14 protein-coding genes are annotated in these 17,354 nt (G+C 58.9%); 11 read left to right on the forward strand and 3 right to left on the reverse strand.

Features of this window, described 5'->3' with window-relative positions; translation table 11 throughout:
* Positions 1–308 precede the first annotated feature (308 nt).
* A complete protein-coding gene (locus tag NP603_RS05005; protein WP_256609822.1) occupies positions 309–701 on the forward strand; it encodes a hypothetical protein in 393 nt (130 codons plus the stop codon).
* 591 nt (positions 702–1,292) lie between these two features.
* Positions 1,293–2,681 carry an alkaline phosphatase PhoX gene (locus NP603_RS05010; protein WP_256609823.1) on the forward strand — a complete coding sequence of 463 codons (1,389 nt, stop codon included), beginning with the start codon at positions 1,293–1,295 and terminating at the stop codon, positions 2,679–2,681.
* A 150-nt stretch (positions 2,682–2,831) separates the two neighbouring features.
* Here NP603_RS05010 and NP603_RS05015 read toward each other — a convergent pair whose 3' ends face one another.
* Both NP603_RS05015 and NP603_RS05020 read right to left on the reverse strand, forming a co-directional pair.
* Positions 2,832–3,563: a pentapeptide repeat-containing protein gene (locus tag NP603_RS05015; RefSeq protein WP_256609824.1), complete on the reverse strand. Its 732-nt coding sequence runs from the start codon at positions 3,561–3,563 to the stop codon at positions 2,832–2,834.
* A gap of 248 nt (positions 3,564–3,811) precedes the next feature.
* Positions 3,812–4,057 (reverse strand): KTSC domain-containing protein, encoded by a 246-nt coding sequence (locus tag NP603_RS05020; protein WP_256609825.1) that lies wholly within the window; start codon positions 4,055–4,057, stop codon positions 3,812–3,814.
* Between the two features lie 119 nt (positions 4,058–4,176).
* Here NP603_RS05020 and NP603_RS05025 point away from each other — a divergent pair, with 119 nt between their 5' ends.
* The 4 genes from NP603_RS05025 to NP603_RS05040 all read left to right on the forward strand — a co-directional run bounded on the left by NP603_RS05025 (position 4,177) and on the right by NP603_RS05040 (position 9,120).
* Positions 4,177–4,872: an SDR family oxidoreductase gene (locus NP603_RS05025; RefSeq protein WP_256609826.1), complete on the forward strand. Its 696-nt coding sequence runs from the start codon at positions 4,177–4,179 to the stop codon at positions 4,870–4,872.
* Positions 4,873–5,442: 570 nt separating this feature from the next.
* Positions 5,443–6,075: a carbonic anhydrase gene (locus NP603_RS05030; RefSeq protein ID WP_256609827.1), complete on the forward strand. Its 633-nt coding sequence runs from the start codon at positions 5,443–5,445 to the stop codon at positions 6,073–6,075.
* A gap of 27 nt (positions 6,076–6,102) precedes the next feature.
* Complete coding sequence (locus NP603_RS05035; RefSeq protein WP_256609828.1) at positions 6,103–7,701, forward strand: SulP family inorganic anion transporter; 1,599 nt, start codon at positions 6,103–6,105, stop codon at positions 7,699–7,701.
* Between the two features lie 174 nt (positions 7,702–7,875).
* Positions 7,876–9,120 (forward strand): porin, encoded by a 1,245-nt coding sequence (locus NP603_RS05040; RefSeq protein WP_256609829.1) that lies wholly within the window; start codon positions 7,876–7,878, stop codon positions 9,118–9,120.
* A 10-nt stretch (positions 9,121–9,130) separates the two neighbouring features.
* Here the strand turns inward: NP603_RS05040 and NP603_RS05045 are convergent, their stop codons facing one another.
* Positions 9,131–10,030, reverse strand: a complete 900-nt coding sequence (locus NP603_RS05045; RefSeq protein WP_256609830.1) for a LysR family transcriptional regulator — start codon at positions 10,028–10,030, stop codon at positions 9,131–9,133.
* 102 nt (positions 10,031–10,132) lie between these two features.
* Between NP603_RS05045 and NP603_RS05050 the strand changes: the two genes are divergently transcribed.
* The 5 genes from NP603_RS05050 to NP603_RS05070 all read left to right on the forward strand — a co-directional run bounded on the left by NP603_RS05050 (position 10,133) and on the right by NP603_RS05070 (position 17,230).
* Complete coding sequence (locus NP603_RS05050; RefSeq protein WP_256609831.1) at positions 10,133–10,732, forward strand: FMN-dependent NADH-azoreductase; 600 nt, start codon at positions 10,133–10,135, stop codon at positions 10,730–10,732.
* A gap of 23 nt (positions 10,733–10,755) precedes the next feature.
* On the forward strand, positions 10,756–11,640 hold the full coding sequence (locus NP603_RS05055) for a pirin family protein (protein WP_256609832.1): 885 nt from the start codon (positions 10,756–10,758) through the stop codon (positions 11,638–11,640).
* A 430-nt stretch (positions 11,641–12,070) separates the two neighbouring features.
* Positions 12,071–14,059, forward strand: coding sequence for a TonB-dependent receptor plug domain-containing protein (locus NP603_RS05060; RefSeq protein ID WP_256609833.1), 1,989 nt, complete (start codon positions 12,071–12,073; stop codon positions 14,057–14,059).
* Positions 14,049–15,074 (forward strand): ABC transporter substrate-binding protein, encoded by a 1,026-nt coding sequence (locus NP603_RS05065; RefSeq protein WP_256609834.1) that lies wholly within the window; start codon positions 14,049–14,051, stop codon positions 15,072–15,074. Before NP603_RS05060 ends, NP603_RS05065 begins: the two co-directional genes overlap by 11 nt.
* Positions 15,071–17,230 (forward strand): putative bifunctional diguanylate cyclase/phosphodiesterase, encoded by a 2,160-nt coding sequence (locus NP603_RS05070; protein ID WP_256609835.1) that lies wholly within the window; start codon positions 15,071–15,073, stop codon positions 17,228–17,230. The genes NP603_RS05065 and NP603_RS05070 overlap by 4 nt, the downstream gene beginning before the upstream one ends.
* Positions 17,231–17,354: the final 124 nt, after the last annotated feature.

The following is a 17,354-nucleotide window of genomic DNA, read 5'->3' on the forward strand; positions in this document are numbered from 1 at the left end:
TGCGCGCCGGCGATTTGACGAGGGTTTTCGGAAGCGCTGTCCTAGCCCTCCGAAAACGAGCGGCGTCCGTGCCGCTCCCCTGACGGGCAACTTCGCTCAAACCCTCCGGTGCTCGGCGCGGCATCAGGGGAGGAAAGCCATCGCGATTGCACGGTATGCATGCGAAGGATGTGCTGCGATAACGGCGAGGCGCATCGGTCACGTTTCCTGGTTGCCAAGGTCCTCCGGGGGAACCCATGAAACAGGCGAACGTTCCCGGCATTTGCGGCTAAGCTTGCACTTCATTCCAACTTTTCCAGGCCGCTGATATGAGCCGATATCCCACAGCAATCGATCCCGCAATGGTTGGCGAGTATCCGGCTTATGCCAAGTCTGGCGCGGGTTATTTTTTCGACGAGGTGTTGGAGTATCGGGTCTGGTGTCATCCGCAACGTGGCGCGGCGGACGAGTTCGATGGCGAGGATTATTACTACGCCTTCGAGATTTACGAGGAGGCGTTGGAATTTGCCGAACAAACCGCAGGCGCGGAAGCGCCTTTGGTGTTGATCCGGCAGTGGGAATGGATCAATGAGGCGTCTCCAGGCGAGTTCATCCATGAACGCGGAGAACGGGTGGCGGAATGGTTGCCGGAGTGGCTGGTTCGCGGTGCCCGCCAACCCGGTCAGATCGAGGCTTTCATCGCTCGCGGCGGATGCGGGTAGATTAACCGCAGGTAGCGCACTAGGGTAACGATTCCATTCGGTCCAACAACGCAAACCACCTGTAGTCGCGGTTTCCGCGCTCGGGGGTGGGAACGCCTGTGGGGCTGACTATTTGTGGTGTCTCGGCTTTTTCGCTAAAGCGGGTATGGGTTGCCACGAACGACCGCGGGAACCTGACTATCAGGCTAAATCCGGCTTTCACCCGGCCGGCGGCCAAGGCGCCAAAGCCCCTCAAGGCTGGACCGAACCGCGGTAGCGCGCCCGATATCGACGAAACGTTGTACCAAGCGGGGGATGACTTTGTTGGCGACGGCGAGGTAGTCGTGTTGGGCGTAGCGGAAGAAGGCCTACCCGCAGCTACGGCTAAGCGGCAGCGTACTCATACGCATCATGTTGAACTTGAGCGACTCATAGTCCTATCGCTACAGGTAGCTGAAGGTCCAGCGGTGTATTACATGTCATGAAAATGTCACCGAATTGCAACTTAAATTTCTTGAGCACTGGTTAGCATTGTTTTTGCGAATTCTGTGAGGCAGATTTTTTGCGAAACATCCAAAACCAATAACCGACTTGCTTTAGGAATAACCCATCATGAAAGTCTTTAAATTGACGTTGATCGCCGCTGCCGTGGCGTCTGTTGTTTCCCCTTTGGCTGCTCAGGCGGCTTCGACCGATTTCGACAACTTCACGGCGTTGTCTTCGTCGGTAGCAGCAGGCAGCTTACCGGAAGCAGCGCCGCTGCAATTGGCTAACCCGAATTGGACCCAAAGAACTTTGGATGCCAATACCGGCGTCCGCCGGGGCGACAACTGGGATATGAACACCCAGAATGAAACCGGCGCGGAAAAAGGGCGTTACATTTTTACGCCTTACGAAGTTTTCCCTAATCCAGGCCAAAGTCCAGCGGCAGGTGTAAAACGTTTCGACTTGTGGACCAACACTTCCTTGGAAATCGTCGCGCCTGGCAGAAACAATTTCGTTGCCGGCGATGCTTCTCGCTGGACCCCTTGGGGCGCCTACTTGACAGGTGAAGAGTCTTGGGGAGCCGGTAGCAGCTACGGTCGCTTGTTCGAAGTGACAAACCCAACCGCCACCACTGGCGATTCGACTACCAATTTCCTGCAGCGTACTGTGATTCCTCGCACTTCGCACGAAGGCCTGGCGTTCGACAGCAACAATAACCTGTATTTCATCGACGAATTTAACAGCGGTAGCATCTATAAGTTTACCTCGGCCAACCCATTCGCCACCAACGGCAACGATTTCTTCATTGCCGGTCAAACCTTCGCCTTGAAAGTCGGCGCGGGCAACAATGCCAGCGTGGCCGGCGCATTCACTTGGGAGGCCATTACCAATGCCAGCGGTTCCGCATTGGCTGCAACGGCCTCGGCGGTGTTGAACGACGGCACTCTGGATGGCCGGGTTGCGGCTGATTTGGTGGGAGCGACCGCTTACAACCGTCCGGAAGACTTGGAAATCAGAACCCTGGCCGACGGTTCGCAACAATTGTTCGTGGCTACCACCGGTACCCATGATGTGTGGACGATCGATCTGGCTACCAGCTCGATCAAACAATTTGCGAGCAGGGCTACCATCAACCAAGCCACCAATGCTGCTGTGGGCACGGAATTGACTGCTACTGACAACCTGGCGATGGATGCGGAAGGTAACATTTATATCATCGAAGACCAGCCGGCCGGCTCTGCTGACATTTGGTTTGCCAAAGATGCCGACAAAGACGGCGTGGCCGAGTCTATCGGCCGCTGGGCAACCATGAGCACAGCGGGTGCGGAACCAACCGGTCTGTACTTTGACATCAACGATCCCAACGTCGCTTATCTCAATATCCAACACACCGATAGTGATATTGATCGTTTGATTGAAATCCGCACGCCTGCTGCCGTACCCGTTCCGGGTGCGGTTTGGTTATTCGGCTCCGCTTTGGCGGCTATGGTTGGCTTGCGCCGTCGCAGCGCCTGAGTTAGCGCTGATCGTAGGCCGCTATTCCCTCGTTCCCACGCCTCTGCGTGGGAATGCATAAGCGGCTATGAGATAGCCGCGTTAGCCTGAGATTCGTAGTGTAGAAGTCGCGAGCTTTGCGACAGCCCCCCCAGCGCGCGATGCGCTGAGCTATTGCTTTGCGCTCACGTTTGCTTCCAGCCCGCTGGCCGTGGCCGAGCCATGGGCACCGTGTAGAGCCGCGCCATCGAGCTTGGCATGGTTGAAATCGGCGTTCGCCAGATTGGCGCCGGACAGGTTCGCGCCGGATAGGTCGGCCCAGCGTAGCCGTGCACCCCGCAAGTCGGCGTTTTGCAGTTTGGCGTAAGCCATGACGGCATGGGTCAAATTGACCCCGCGCAGATCGGCCCCGGCCAACACCGCATTGTTCATTTCCACCCGGGCCGGAGCCATGCCTTGGTTGGCCATGTCGGCGCCGAAATCGGCTCCTGCCAGGCCGGCTCCGCTCAGATTCGCGCCGTTCAGCAAGCCGATTACCCGGCTGCCGGCCAGATTGGCGGCAGTCAAATCCGCACCGTCCATCACCACCGCATACAAGCTGGCGTCGGACAAATCGGCTCCGCGTAAACTGGCCTTGCGCAGTTGCGCCCGGTTCAGATTCGCGCCGTGCAATTTGGCTCCATCGAGACGGGCGCCGTCCAGATTGGCGGAGAACAGGTCGGCGCCCTGCAAGTCGATGCCGGACAGGTCCAGGCCGGACAAGTCCCTGTTTGCCAACTTCAATGGCGCGCCGGCAGCGATCTGTGCCGAAATTTGCTCGCGGCTCAGTTCCGCGGCGGGCGCCATCAACGGATCGCCGGCCAATAGGGTGACGGTAAACAAGATAAGGGGGTTAGAGGCCATAGTGTCGTCCCGTTTCAGCGGATGATGGCGGCAGTCTAAAACGCGCTGTCCTGAAAAGCGCCGCTGGAACGGAAAAAAGGAAATTCTCGCAACGGCCGCAGGCCCTAGGCGGATGCTATGGGGTATTTGCCAATCCGGACATTGCGGGCAAACTTATCGGCTGTTGCCGCGGCCGCCAATACGGCGTTAATGGTCGGGGCGGCGCGGCATCGAATTTGCGCAATTGGCGGCGGCGTCGGACTCAGTTATCAGCAGGGAAACAAGTTTTGCAGATGGCGCTTGTAAAACCGGTTTTTCGAACGCGCTTTCAGAAAGTCGCTGAACAGTTGTTCCGGAACGTGGCAAAATTCCTGAGATGGGCGGTCTTTGAAGGAAACGCGCATTCTGTGGCTGTCTTTGTCGTAACCGACCACCTCTATCGTGCTGGATTTAACGGCTTGCATTTGCATAACGGCCTCCGTGGGATTCAGGGTTTCGATGTGGCGGTCAGGCATGCGAAACGCCGAATAGTTCCGGATAAATCCCGATTTTGCCGCTGGGTAATCCGGCATTTTTTTAGCGGCCGACCGGCCGCGGTAATTTTGGTTTCAATCGATTTTTGGAGGCTTTCACAATGAAAACACTATTGGTCACCGGCGCCAACCGCGGCTTGGGTTTGGAATTTTGCCGGCAATACGCGGCGGCCGGTTGCAACGTCATCGCGGCGTGCCGGCGGCCGGAGCAGGCCGGGCAATTGCAGGCTTTGGCCGGCCGATACGCCAACCTTGAGATTGAAGCGCTGGATGTCGCCGATTTCAGCCAAATCGAAGCCTTGGCGGCCAAGTTGGCCGAGCGCCGAATCGACGTGTTGCTGAACAACGCCGGTGTTTATGGCGACCGCTCAGGGCGCGGTTTCGGTAGCCTGGATTACCAAGCCTGGGCCGAGACGTTGGCGATCAACGTCTTGGCGCCGGTAAAACTGGCCGAATGCTTTTTACCGCAGTTGCAGCGCAGCGAGACCCCGTTGATTGCGTCATTGAGCAGTTTGATGGGCAGTATGGCCGACAACAGCAGCGGCGGCAGTATTTTGTACCGCTCCAGCAAGGCCGGTTTGAATGCGGCAATGAAAAGCTTATCCATCGATTTGCGTTCCAACGGCATCGGCGTGTTGATCTTGCATCCGGGTTGGGTCAGGACCGACATGGGCGGTCCGAACGGCTTGATCGACGTCGAGGAAAGCGTCAGCGGCATGCGCCGCCTGATCGACAGCTTCGACTTGGCCGACAGCGGCCGTTTCGTCAAATACGACGGTTCGCCGTTGCCGTGGTAAGCGGCCTGCCGCCGCCAGCTAACCTCAATTTGCGGCGTCGCTGGCTGGTTGCGGTGGCACACTAGTTGCTCCGGCGGGCGGGTGCCGAATCCGCAATAGCCGGCATCGGTATTATTGGCAGAGCAGCCGCATAAATCGCCGATGGACCAAAAGCCTGCTTGGCCGTGGTCTTGCGGCCGGCGCGATAACGGGCAGAAATTCGGAATCGAGATGGATGCGGTCGATTCGTCGAGCATGCAGGCCATTTCCGCCCGCAAAAATTGGCAGTTGATAGCGGCTTAGAAGTTCGAAGACCCGTCGAATGCAGCTGCGGGCGCTAGCCAACATTTTCCATTGACCTGGCAGCAGCCTGCGCGCCGGGCCCAAGACTGTCGCAGGTTTGTCATTTTTCTCCGTACAAAAACCGGTTTTTCTTCAGCGCGCGTCGAGACAGAGCGATATTGCTTGCATAATAATTTCGATTCGATATCATTTAGTCGGCGGCCGGCAAATGAGTAAGTTGGTGGTGGCCCGATAGCGGAGTGAATTCCGCGTTTATAACTAAAACTGAAAAAGTGCGAGGGCGGTTTTATGCAAACACCTGCCAAATTATTACTGGAAAACAAAGCCTGGTCGGAAGCCATGGTCAAGCAACGGCCCGATTATTTCAAAAATTTGGCTAAGGAGCAGCGTCCGGAGTTTCTTTGGATCGGTTGCGCCGATAGCCGGGTGCCGGCCGACACCATCGTCAAGGCCGAGCCCGGCGAAATTTTCGTGCACCGTAACATAGCCAACCAGGTCATCACCACCGATTTCAATGGCTTGAGCGTATTGCAATACGCGGTCAACGTGCTCAAGGTCAAGCACGTCATCGTCTGCGGCCATTACGGCTGCGGCGGCGTCGAAGCGGCTCTGCGTTCGCAACGCGGCGACTTGGCGATCGCCAACAAGTGGCTATCGCATATCAAGGAAATTTACCGGCTGTACCAGGACGAACTCGATAACCTGCCGCCGCGCAAACGGGTCGACCGCCTGGTGGAATGGAATGTGATCGAGCAAGTGCACCGGTTGGCCCATACATCCATCGTCCAGGCGGCGTGGGATGCCGGGCAATCCTTGAGTTTGCGCGGTTGGGTCTACGGTTTGAACGACGGCCTGCTCAACGAATTGGTGCACATGGACCAGCAGTCGCCGATCCACGAAATTTACCAATATGCCGGCTGACGCCTAGTTTTGGCCAGGAGACTTAGCATGAAAACCCATTTTTCCTCCTACTTGAAGTATCTGCGCCAGGATATCCCGGCCAGCATCGTGGTGTTTTTGGTGGCGCTGCCACTATGTCTCGGCATCGCGCTGGCGTCGGGCGCACCGTTGTTCTCCGGAGTGATCGCCGGCATGGTCGGCGGCATCGTCGTCGCCTGGTTCAGCGGCTCGCAACTCAGCGTGTCCGGCCCCGCCGCCGGTCTGACAGTAATCGTCTACAACGCCATCGAAACTCTGGGAAATTTCAAGGCTTTTCTGTTGAGTCTGGTGATTGCCGGAGTTATGCAGATGGGGCTGGGATTCCTGCGAGCGGGTCTGATCGGCGCGTTTTTCCCCGCTTCGGTGATTAAAGGCATGCTGGCGGCGATTGGCATGATTTTGATCATTAAACAGACACCGCATGCCACCGGTTACGATGCAGGCTATGCCGCCGACGAGAGCTATCTGCCGGAAACCGCCAGATCGAGTTTTCTGGAGTTTACCCAATCGCTGAACGGAATTTCGCCAGGGGCGACATTGGTGGCCTGCGTTGCTTTACTGATTCTGGTCGCTTGGGAAAGCGGCTTCATTAAACGCTCCCCCACATTGAAAATGATACCCGGCCCGTTATTGGCGGTAGTGTGGGGTGTCGCATTCAATAATTGGGCCTTGGCTTACGCGCCGGAGTGGGCGATTGCCGAGAAATATCTAGTGTCGCTGCCGGAATTGGGCTCTACCAGCAATTTCGTCAACCAGTTGCGCCTGCCGGATTTCAGTTACCTCGACAATCCGAAAATTTACAGCGTAGCGGCAACCTTGGCCATTATCGCCAGTCTGGAAACGCTGTTGAGCATCGAAGCGGTCGATAAACTCGACCCGCACAAACGTATCTCGCCGACCAACCGCGAGTTGAAGGCGCAAGGCTTGGGTAATTTGATCAGCGGCCTGATGGGCGGTTTGCCGATCACCGCAGTAATCGTGCGCAGTTCGGCCAACATCAATGCCGGCGGCCAAACCCGGATATCGTGTTTTCTGCATGGCGTGTTATTGATGGTCAGCGTGCTGTTTTTCGCCCACTACCTGAATATGATTCCGCTATCCTGCCTGGCGGCGATTTTGTTGCAGACCGGCTACAAATTGGCGAAACCGGCGATGTTCTTCGAGTTTTACCGTAAAGGCCTGAATCAATTTCTGCCGTTCACGATTACCGTATTCGCCATTTTATTTACCGACTTGCTGCAAGGCATTGCCATCGGGATGGCCTGCGGCATTTTCTTCGTACTCCGTGCCAATTTCCATGTGGCGATGTCTTTGACCCAACACGGTTCGCATTACCTGCTGAGGCTGCACAAGGATGTGTCTTTTTTGAACAAGGCTTTGTTGCGTAACCATTTGAGCAATATTCCGGACGATAGCGAACTGATTATCGACGGCGGCAAAACCCTGTTCATCGACCATGACATCCTGGAAACCATTGCCGACTTCCTATTGGCAGCGCCGGAACGGAATATTCAGGTGGAGTTGCAGGGATTCGATTTGGCGTTCCCGGCGTTAGGCTATGAACCGGGCTTTGTGCCGAAGCTGGTCGGATCGCTCGGGCACGCCTGAGCTATCCTAACCGATTCAGGAGTCCGGAAATCTCGGAGCCGCTGAACCAAAAAAACTCCGGTCGAGGTATTCGGACTTAACCGGCTTCTGTAGCCTTCGCAGACGGCCATCCCGAATTTTCCAGTAACGCCATCGCTACTTGGTGGCGAGAGCTATCGTTTTGTCCGGATGATTATGTATAGAGTCAAGCGGCTTTTAACGGTTTGGTGGATTGCCAATTGTGCGGCGTTAACGCCGTCTGTCGCACCGGCGGAAAGTGACGTAGCGCAGTCGGCCGGCCTGTTATCGGCGTTAGTGCCGAGCATGGACCCCAATGCATCCGAGGCGTTCAGCCACTGGCGCTTGAAGTGGGGCGGTTGGCTGAATGCCGGGGTTAGCTATAATGCGAATCAACCGGCCGACCGATTTAACGCTACTGCCAGTTTTTCCGACCGGACCGAAGAGTTGCAACTGAACCAGTTGTACCAATTCTTGGAACGTAGCGTAGTCGGTAACGGTTCCGAATGGAGCTGGGGTGGGCGCTTGGATTTCGTCTTCGGCAGCGACGCCTTTTATACCCGTTCGATGGGCGATCCCGCCGACCACTGGGATGCGCACCTGTTGCACCAACGAATATACGGTATCGCGTTTCCGCAAGCCTATCTGGAATTGATGGTGCCGGTGGCCAACGGTTTGCGCTTGAAATTGGGCGAGTTTTACACCGTGATCGGTAACGAGAGCGTGACGGCGCCGGATAACTTTTTTTACTCGCATTCCTACGCCATGCAGTTCGGCGAACCGTTCTCGCACACGGGGCTGTTGGCCAGCTATTCGCTGAATAGCGAATTGGAACTGAAAGCGGGCGCGGTGACCGGTAGCCCTTATGCCGGCTGGGACGGCAGCTTCCAGCATCGGCTGGAAAATTGGGGCTTCATCGGCGGCGTGAACTGGAATATGCCGCAAACCGGATCATCGTTGGCGTTGAGCGCTGCGCACGGCGGTTTGAGCGAGCCCGACTCGCGCGACGTCAATCTTTACAGTGCGGTCTGGAAACAGGAATTCGCGGAGCGCTGGCATGTTACCTTGCAACACGATTACGGTTGGGTCCGGCCATCGGCGAGCGGCGCCGGCGCCGAGTGGTACGGTGTCGTCGGCTACCTGCATTACGATTTGTCCGAACGCCTCGGTTTGGGGCTGCGCCTGGAATGGTTTCGCGACGACGACGGCGTCCGGGTGGGCGTCCCGGCCAGGAAACCGGAATTGCAAAGCCAGGCGGCTAACTACTACGCCGCTACCATCGGGGCGAATTGGAAGCCATGGCCATGGCTGGCGTTGCGGCCAAGTCTGCGTTACGACATCAGCGACGGCTGGCGGGCCTTCGATGTCGGTAACAGTCATCAGCAACTATTGGTTTCGACCGACTTGATCATCCAGTTCTGATGAGGCTGGCTTAAAGCGGTGGCGGAAGCGCGGCTTGGATAAAGTCGATAAAGGCTCTGGTCTTGCCGGGCATCAGCCGCCGGCCGGGAAATACCAGCCAGGCCGTGGTTTGCGGCAAGCACCACTCCGGCAAGACCCGCTGCAATTCGCCGCTTTGCAGGTAAGCCGCCGCATAGGAATCGGGAGCGGCGACGATGCCCCGGCCGCGGCAGGCCAGCTTGACCAGCAACTCCGGCGAATTCGCCAGAATCCGGGCCGGCGGCAAACCCTGCCAGCGGCGCCCGCCGCAAGCGAGTTGCCATTGCGGTTGCTCGCGGTAACGGCCGGGCAGGCTCAGCGCGTGGTAGCGGCCCAAGTCTTCCGGGTGTTCCGGCGGCCCGTGCCGCTCCAGGTAGGCCGGCGCCGCGTACAAGCCCCAACTTTGTCGGTTCAGGCGTTTGGCGGTCAAGCTGGCGTCGTCCGGCAGATCGCCCATCCGGATCGCCAGATCGAAATTCTCGCCGACCAGATCCACCCGCCGCGCGGACAAGTCGATTTCCAGCGCAATCGCCGGGTAAACGGCGCTGAACTCGGCCAACACCGGTACCAGAAACAGCGTGGCAAAGTCGTTTGGCAGCGAAATGCGCAGCGTACCGCTGGGTTGGGTTTGCCTGTGTTCGGCCCAGGCCCGGGCCGCGTCGATTTCCTCGCCGATCTGACGGCCGTGCTGCAACAGGCGCGTCCCGAATTCGGTCAATTGCAACTGGCGAGTGGTGCGCTGCAACAGGCGTTCGCCCAATTGCTTCTCCAAGTGGCTGATGCGGCGCGATAAAGTCGATTTCGGCAAACCCAGCAATTCCCCGGCCTTGGAAAAACTGCCGGCGTCGGCGACTTTGGCAAACAGCCATAAATCGTTGGCCTCGATAGTCATTAATTGTTCCTCCTGTGGAACAATGTTATCCGTTTTCAGGTCTTCTGCCCATTATCAGCCAAGCGTATAGTTTTCCCGACTTCAACATTTAGGGAGACCGCGATGAACATCCTGCAAATCAATTCCAGTATTCGGGCCGAAAACGCCCATTCCAACCGTCTGGCCGATAATTTGGCCGAGTCATTGCGCCGCCGTTTTCCGAACGCGCGGCTCACCGTGCGCGATCTGGCGAAAACCCCGCATCCGTTGCTGGACGAGGCGGCTTTGATCGCGCTGAGTACGCCGGCCGAACAGCGCACCGCGGAACAGGCGCAACGGGTGGAATTGGACGACGCCCTGATCGCCGAAATCCAGCAAGCCGACCGGATCGTGATCGGCGCGCCGATGTATAACTTCGGCATTCCGGCTCAGTTGAAAGCCTGGATCGATGCGATTGCTCGGGCCAGAGTCACGTTCCGCTATACCGAACACGGCGTCGAAGGTTTGCTGAAGCATAAAAAAGTCTATGTGATTCAAACCGCTGGCGGCGTGCACAGCGGTTCGGCGACCGACAGCCAATCCCTTTACCTGCGCACGGTGTTGGGATTTTTGGGGATGGACGACATCGAATTCATTTACGCGGAAGGACTGGCGTTGGGTGAGGGCGCCGGGCAAATGGCCTTGCAAGCCGCGGCAGACAAAATCTCGGCTTTGGCCGCTTAACTTTTCGAGATTGGAGATTGGTCATGAACTTACAAATCAAACCAGCCGAGACCGTGCAACAATCGCGGCATATCGAACAACTGGTCGAGGGCAGGGCGACTTCCGACGGCGCCGGCGTCAAATTGACTCGGCTATTGGGCCAGGACTTGCAGCGGCGGCTGGACCCGTTTCTGATGCTGGACGCATTTGCCAGCGAGTCGGCCGACGATTATATCGCCGGCTTTCCGAACCATCCGCACCGCGGCTTCGAGACCTTGACCTATCTGGTGGCGGGACGCATGCGCCACCGCGATAACGCCGGCCACGAGGGCTTGTTGGAAACCGGCGGCATGCAATGGATGACGGCCGGCCGCGGCATCGTTCACTCGGAAATGCCGGAACAACAAGACGGTTTGCTGGCCGGGTTTCAGTTGTGGATCAACCTGCCGGCGGCCGACAAGATGGTGCCGGCTTGGTACCGCGACGTGCAAAGCCCCGACATTCCGCAATTCGGCGTCGCCGGCGCCCAGGTGCGGGTGTTAGCTGGGGCCAGCCACGGCGTAGTCGGAGCGATTCAGCGGCCGAAGACCGAACCTTTGGTGCTGGATCTGGCCCTGCCGGCCGGAACCCGATTCCAACAGCCATTACCGGCCGGACATAACGCGTTTTTTTACGTCTACGCCGGCGAGGTCGACGTGGCCGGGCGCCGAGCCGGCCGGGGGCGCATGGCGGTGTTGAGCACGAATCCGCCGGCCGACGGCGTCGCTTTGCACGCGCTGGCCGACAGCCGGGTACTGCTGGTTGCCGGCGCGCCGCTCGGCGAAGCCATCGTCCAACACGGCCCGTTCGTCATGAACAGCCGCGAGCAGATCGAACAGGCGGTATTCGATTACCAGCACGGCCGCTTCGTCTTCCACGGTGAGGACTGAGCTGCGTTCTCCGCGTGGAGAGATAACCATGCTCTTGAATATCCGTTCGTCCCGAGCTAGCTCGAAGGGCTCGAGACGAACGGGAGTTTTCGGGGCCAAACCACTTTCTTTAGATAAAACCTTCATACCTTCGACAGCTTGCGTTACCCGATTTGCTAGCAAGCGGTTCGAAGACCTCATTCGTGCGAATCCGTCCGGCGCAAAACTATTTACCGGACGTTCCTCCTGATTCGGTGTAAATTAGCCCACATTAACGGCCTTTCGGTCGGTGTCTAACCGAAAACGGTATTCGGTGTCGAGTAGCAATGCCGGAAGGGGGAATGTGTGGCAGAACGCAGAAACGATTTATCGATTTGGCATCCGAGTTCGATTAGCTAAGCTTATGCCGCTCTAGTGCTTTGTACCTAATTTGAACCAAATCCGAATCGCCATGCTTTGTTTGACCGGAAACCGCCGCGCCGCGTTGCTGGCCGCCTGTTTGTTGCTGAATGCCGCGGCCGCGTGCGCCGACGACGGCTTCGCCGCGCCGCCGGCCGGCGAAGACGAACAGGCGGTATTGTTCGGCGAGCTGCCGTCGGTCTTCAGCGCCTCTCGCCACGAGCAGCCGATCACCAAAGCGCCGGCCGCGGTCGACGTCATTACTTCGGAGCAGATCAAGCATTACGGCTGGCGCACCGTGGCGGCCATGCTGGGTAGTTTGCCCGGCTTTTTGGCGACCTACGACCGCGCCTACCAACGCGTCGGCGTGCGCGGCTTCGCGCCGCCCGGCGACTACAACACCCGGATCCTGGTGCTGATCGACGGCCACCGGGTCAACGAAAGTTTGCAGGACTATGCCGGCCTGGGCCGCGATTTTCTGGTCGATGTCGAAAACATCGAGCGGGTGGAAGTGGTGCGCGGCCCGGCATCGTCCTTATACGGCAGTAGCGCGGTGTTTGCGGTGGTCAACGTCATCACCCAGCGCGGCCGCGATTTGCAGGGGGCGCGGCTGGGCGGCGAGGTGGCCAGTTACGGCAGCGAGCAGGGCCAGGTTAGTTACGGCCAGAAATTCGCCAACGGTCTGGAAGGCCTGGTATCGGCCAGTTACTACCATAGCGACGGCCATAATTCGCTGAGCTACGGCAATCTGGGCTCGGCCGATTGGCTGGACCAGGAACAGGTCGAGCGCCTGTTCGGCAAACTGGCCTGGGGCGACTTTACCCTGAGCGGCGGCTATATGCAGCGCAAAAAATACCTGCCGGCCGGCAGCGTCGGCGCCGACTTCGGCGTGCCCGGCAGCAATTACCACGACCGCCGGGCCTACGCGGATTTGAACTATCGGCATACCTTCAGCGGCGATTGGGAAGCCACCGGCCGCTTGTTTTGGGACGGCTACGAATTCGACGACGATCTGAACAGTCGACCGGCGCCGCAGCAATTGTTGACCAACCAGGATTATTGGCAGGGCAACTGGCTGGGCGGCGAGGTGTTATTGAGCCACACTTTTTTCGACAGCCACCGCTTGACGCTGGGTAGCGAATACCGCCGCAACTATTCCCAGCACATGGCCAATTACGATCTGCAGACCGGTTTCCAATGGGCCGACAACCGCTTGAACAGCAGTATCGCCGGCGTGTTCCTGCAAGACGAATGGGCCATTCTCGACAATCTGAGTCTGCACGCCGGCGCTCGCTACGACCATTACGACAATTTCGGCGGCACCGCCAATCCGCGGCTGGGCCTGATTTACCAGCCTTTCGCCGATACCACGCTCAAGTTGCTGTACGGCACGGCATTCCGGGCGCCGAACGCCTTCGAGACCTATTACACCTGCTGTTCCGGCACCTGGATCGGCAACCCGGCCTTGAAACCGGAACAAATCAAGTCTTACGAAATCGTGCTGGAGCAGAAAATCGGCGAGTATTTCAACCTTCGCCTCAGTCCTTATTACAACAAGCTGAGCAATTTGATCAACCAGGTCGATGCCGGCGTCAGGCAGTTCCGCAACCAGGGCAACGCCGAAGCGCACGGACTGGAAGCCCAATTGCAGGGCCATTACCGCAGCTTCGAAGGCCGCATCAGTTACACCTACCAGCAAACCCGGATCGCCGGATTGGAGCAGGCGCCCAATTCGCCGTCGCATATGGTCAAATTCAATTTGAGCGCGCCACTGTGGCAGGACAAATTGTTCGCCAGTTGGGAATTGCAGTACGTCAGCCAGCGCGCCAATCCGGGCTACGCCGTGACCGGCGATTACACCGTCAGCAATCTGGTGCTGTTCTCCCGTAAATGGCTGCCGGGCGTCGAATTGACCGGCGGCATTTACAATTTGTTCGACGAGGATTATGCCGATCCGCGGATTCCGCCCAATGCCAGTCTGCCCGACCACATTCCTCAGGATGGCCGCAACCTGCGCCTGAGGTTGGCCCTTGAATTCTAAAACGGTGTCTGCGGCTCGACAGTGGGTCGTCGGCGGCTTGTCCGGTTGGCAGCGGCTGCCGGCGCTATGGCTACGGTTGCGGGCCAAGTCCGGATTGGGCCGTGGTTGCGCCCGGATTTGCTTGGGGCTCGCCGCGCTTTGCCCCGGGGCTAGAGCCTTGGCAATCGATATTCTGGTGTTGCAAAGCCACGACTCCGCACCGTATCGGCAAACTGTGCAAGGTTTTAGCGCCGCTTTAACGCAGCGCGGCTTGCAAGCCAATATCGAAACCCGCACAGTCGGCGGTGCCGGCGAAAGCGGCATCGATACGCGGCCGGGCGGCCAGGAGCCGCAATTGCTGTTCGCTTTGGGAACGCCGGCCACGCGAGCCATACTCGCCGGGGGGCAATCGGTCCCGATCGTGGCCGGATTGTTGCTGGACAGCGAAGATTTGCGCGGCAAACCTCGCTTGACCGGCGTCGGCCTGGATTTTCCGCCGGCATTGCAATGGCGTTGGTTGCGGCGGCTGTTGCCGGACGTCCGCCACATTGCCGTGATCTACGATCCGCACCGCGGGCTATCGACGTTCGAGGCCTTGCAACAATTGGCCAGGGCCGACGGCGTCGAGCTGGTGCCGGCACCGGCCGCCGCGCCGGAAGACCTGCCGAGGTTGCTGAAGGAATTGCCGGCCCAGCTCGATGCCTTGTGGGCGGTCGACGGCGTGGCCGCCTTCAATGCCGTTGCGGTGCGAGAGTTGTTGTTGTATTCGTTTCGTAACCGGACGCCGCTGATCGGCTTGTCGGAACAATGGGTCAAGGCCGGTGCGATTTACGCGCTGGATTGGGATTATGCCGATCTCGGCGCCCAGGCGGCCGAGTTGGCCTGGAACATCCTGGCCAACGGCGCGGCGCCGGCCAGCCTGCCGCCGCAATCGCCGCGCAAAGTCCGGGTGGTCTACAACGGCCGCACGCTGGAACACATGAAATTGAGCCTGCCGGAGCGCTGGCTGCCGGAAATCAGCGAGGTGGCGCCATGAGCCGAAGCTCGATGAACATGGCGACACGCTTCAATTTGTTGAATGCGGTGCTGGTGCTGGTGACTGCGCTCGGCGTCGGCTTTATCGCCACCTACACCCAATTGACCCGTCAATTCGAGGCGCGCCAGCAGCATAGCCTGGCGCTGGCGACGATGTTGGCCGAGACCAGCGAATATGCGGTGTTCACCGGTCAGGGCAAATTGCTCGAACATCAATTGGAACGTCTGCGCAAGGTGCCGGGCCTGGCCTATGCCGTCATCGTCGACGCCCAGGGCCGCGAATTGGCGCGGATGTCGGTCGACGCCCGCTACGACTCCAGGCCGGCGCCCCAGTCCGGCAAAGCGCCGGAGAGCTTCTGGAATTGGTGGCAGGCCTCGCACCGCCACGGTTTGTTGGAGATCGTGCAGCCGATTACCAGCGGCGGTTTTCAAAACGAGGATGCGCTGTTTCTACAAGCGCCGACCAGCAGCGCCGTAATCGGCGAGGTGCGGCTGGCGATGAATCTGGACGATTTCGTCGCGGTCGTGCGCCACGCGGTGCGCTGGGGCTTGCTGGTGGTGGCGGTGATTCTGCTGATCGGCCTGGCCGTGTCGTTGGCGATGACGGCCAGGATCGCGTCGCCGCTGAAACGTTTGGCCGATGCCGCGCACCAATTGATAGACGGCCGCATACAGCCGGTGGATCTGGACAGCGGCGGCCCGGAAGTGCGCGAATTGGGGCATGCTTTCAATTTGATGGTGTCGTGGTTGACCGACTACCGCGCCGAAGTGCAAAGTTACCAGAGCATGCTCGAGCGGCAAGCGTTCTACGACGAACTGACCGGGCTGGCCAACCGTAATTTGCTGAAAGACCACCTGCAATTGGCTTTGAACCAGACCCATCGCCGGCGCAGTTCGATGGCTTTGTTGTTTCTCGACCTGGACCGCTTCAAGTACGTCAACGACACGCTGGGCCACTCGTTCGGCGACCAATTGTTGCAGGAAGTGTCGGAGCGCCTGCGCAATGCGGTCAGGGCCACCGATACGGTCGGGCGCATGGGCGGCGACGAGTTCGTCATCATTCTCGACGACCTGGACCGCGAACCGGCCGTGGCTCGCCGGGAAGCGGCGCGGGCGGCGGAACAGATCGGGCAAGTGTTGCACCAGCCGTTTTCGATTCGCGGCCACGATATCAGCACCAGCTTCAGTATCGGCATCGCCTTGTGCCCGCACGACGGCGACGACCGCGAAGCGTTGATCCGCTACGCCGACTGCGCGATGTACGATGCCAAGACCCAAGGCCGCAACACCTACCGCTTTTACGAGCCGGCGCTACAGCAGCGCGGCGCCCGGCGCCTGAATCTGGAAAACGGCTTGAAACGCGCCCTGGAACTGGGCGAACTGATGCTGTATTTCCAGCCCAAGTACGACTGTGCTCGCCGCCGCCTGATCGGTGCCGAGGCCTTGCTGCGCTGGCAGCACAAGCAAGAATGGATCTCGCCGACCGAATTCATCCCGTTGGCGGAGGAAACCGGCCTGATTCTGCCGCTCGGCGAATGGGTGTTGGAAACCGCATTGCTTACGCTCGCGGATTGGAGGCGGCAGGATTTGGTCGACCCAGAGTTCCATATCGGCGTCAACGTGTCGCCGGCCCAATTCTGGCACCCGCAATTCGCGCAACGCACGTTGGCGATCTTGCAACGTTGTCTGCCCAGCGGCCAGGGTTTGTTGGAATTGGAATTGACCGAAAGCTGCCTGCTCAGGCCGTCCGAGGAAAGCCAGCGTACCTTTAATGCCCTGCGCCAGGCCGGTGTGCGTTTTGCCGTAGACGACTTCGGTACCGGCTACTCCAACTTAGGTTATTTGAAACAGTTTCCGCTCGACGTGTTGAAGATCGACCAATCCTTCGTCCGCGACTGTATCGAAGATCTCAGCGATGCCACCATCATCCGCGCCATCATCGCGATGGCGCGCGGCCTGGGGTTGGCCGTGATCGCCGAGGGCGTCGAGACCTTCGAACACGCCGACTTTTTGAAACGTGAAGGCTGCGAGTTGTTGCAAGGTTACCTGCTGGCCAAACCGATGCCGGCCGACCAGTTCGCCGAGTTTTGCCGGGAGTTGGCTTTCCATCCGTTATTGGCGGCAAGCCATTCCGCCGGCGCCGAATTGCCGAGTTAGCCGGTTCGGTCCGGGATGGCCGGGGCGGTTCGACGTTTGCAACACTGTTGGCTTGCAAATAATTTGAGCGCGCTCCGGAACCATGTTAGATACACAGCAACACTGACCCTATTGCCGGAGGCCG

It is taken from the genome of Methylomonas aurea (assembly GCF_024505045.1).
Lineage (GTDB): Bacteria > Pseudomonadota > Gammaproteobacteria > Methylococcales > Methylomonadaceae > Methylomonas > Methylomonas aurea.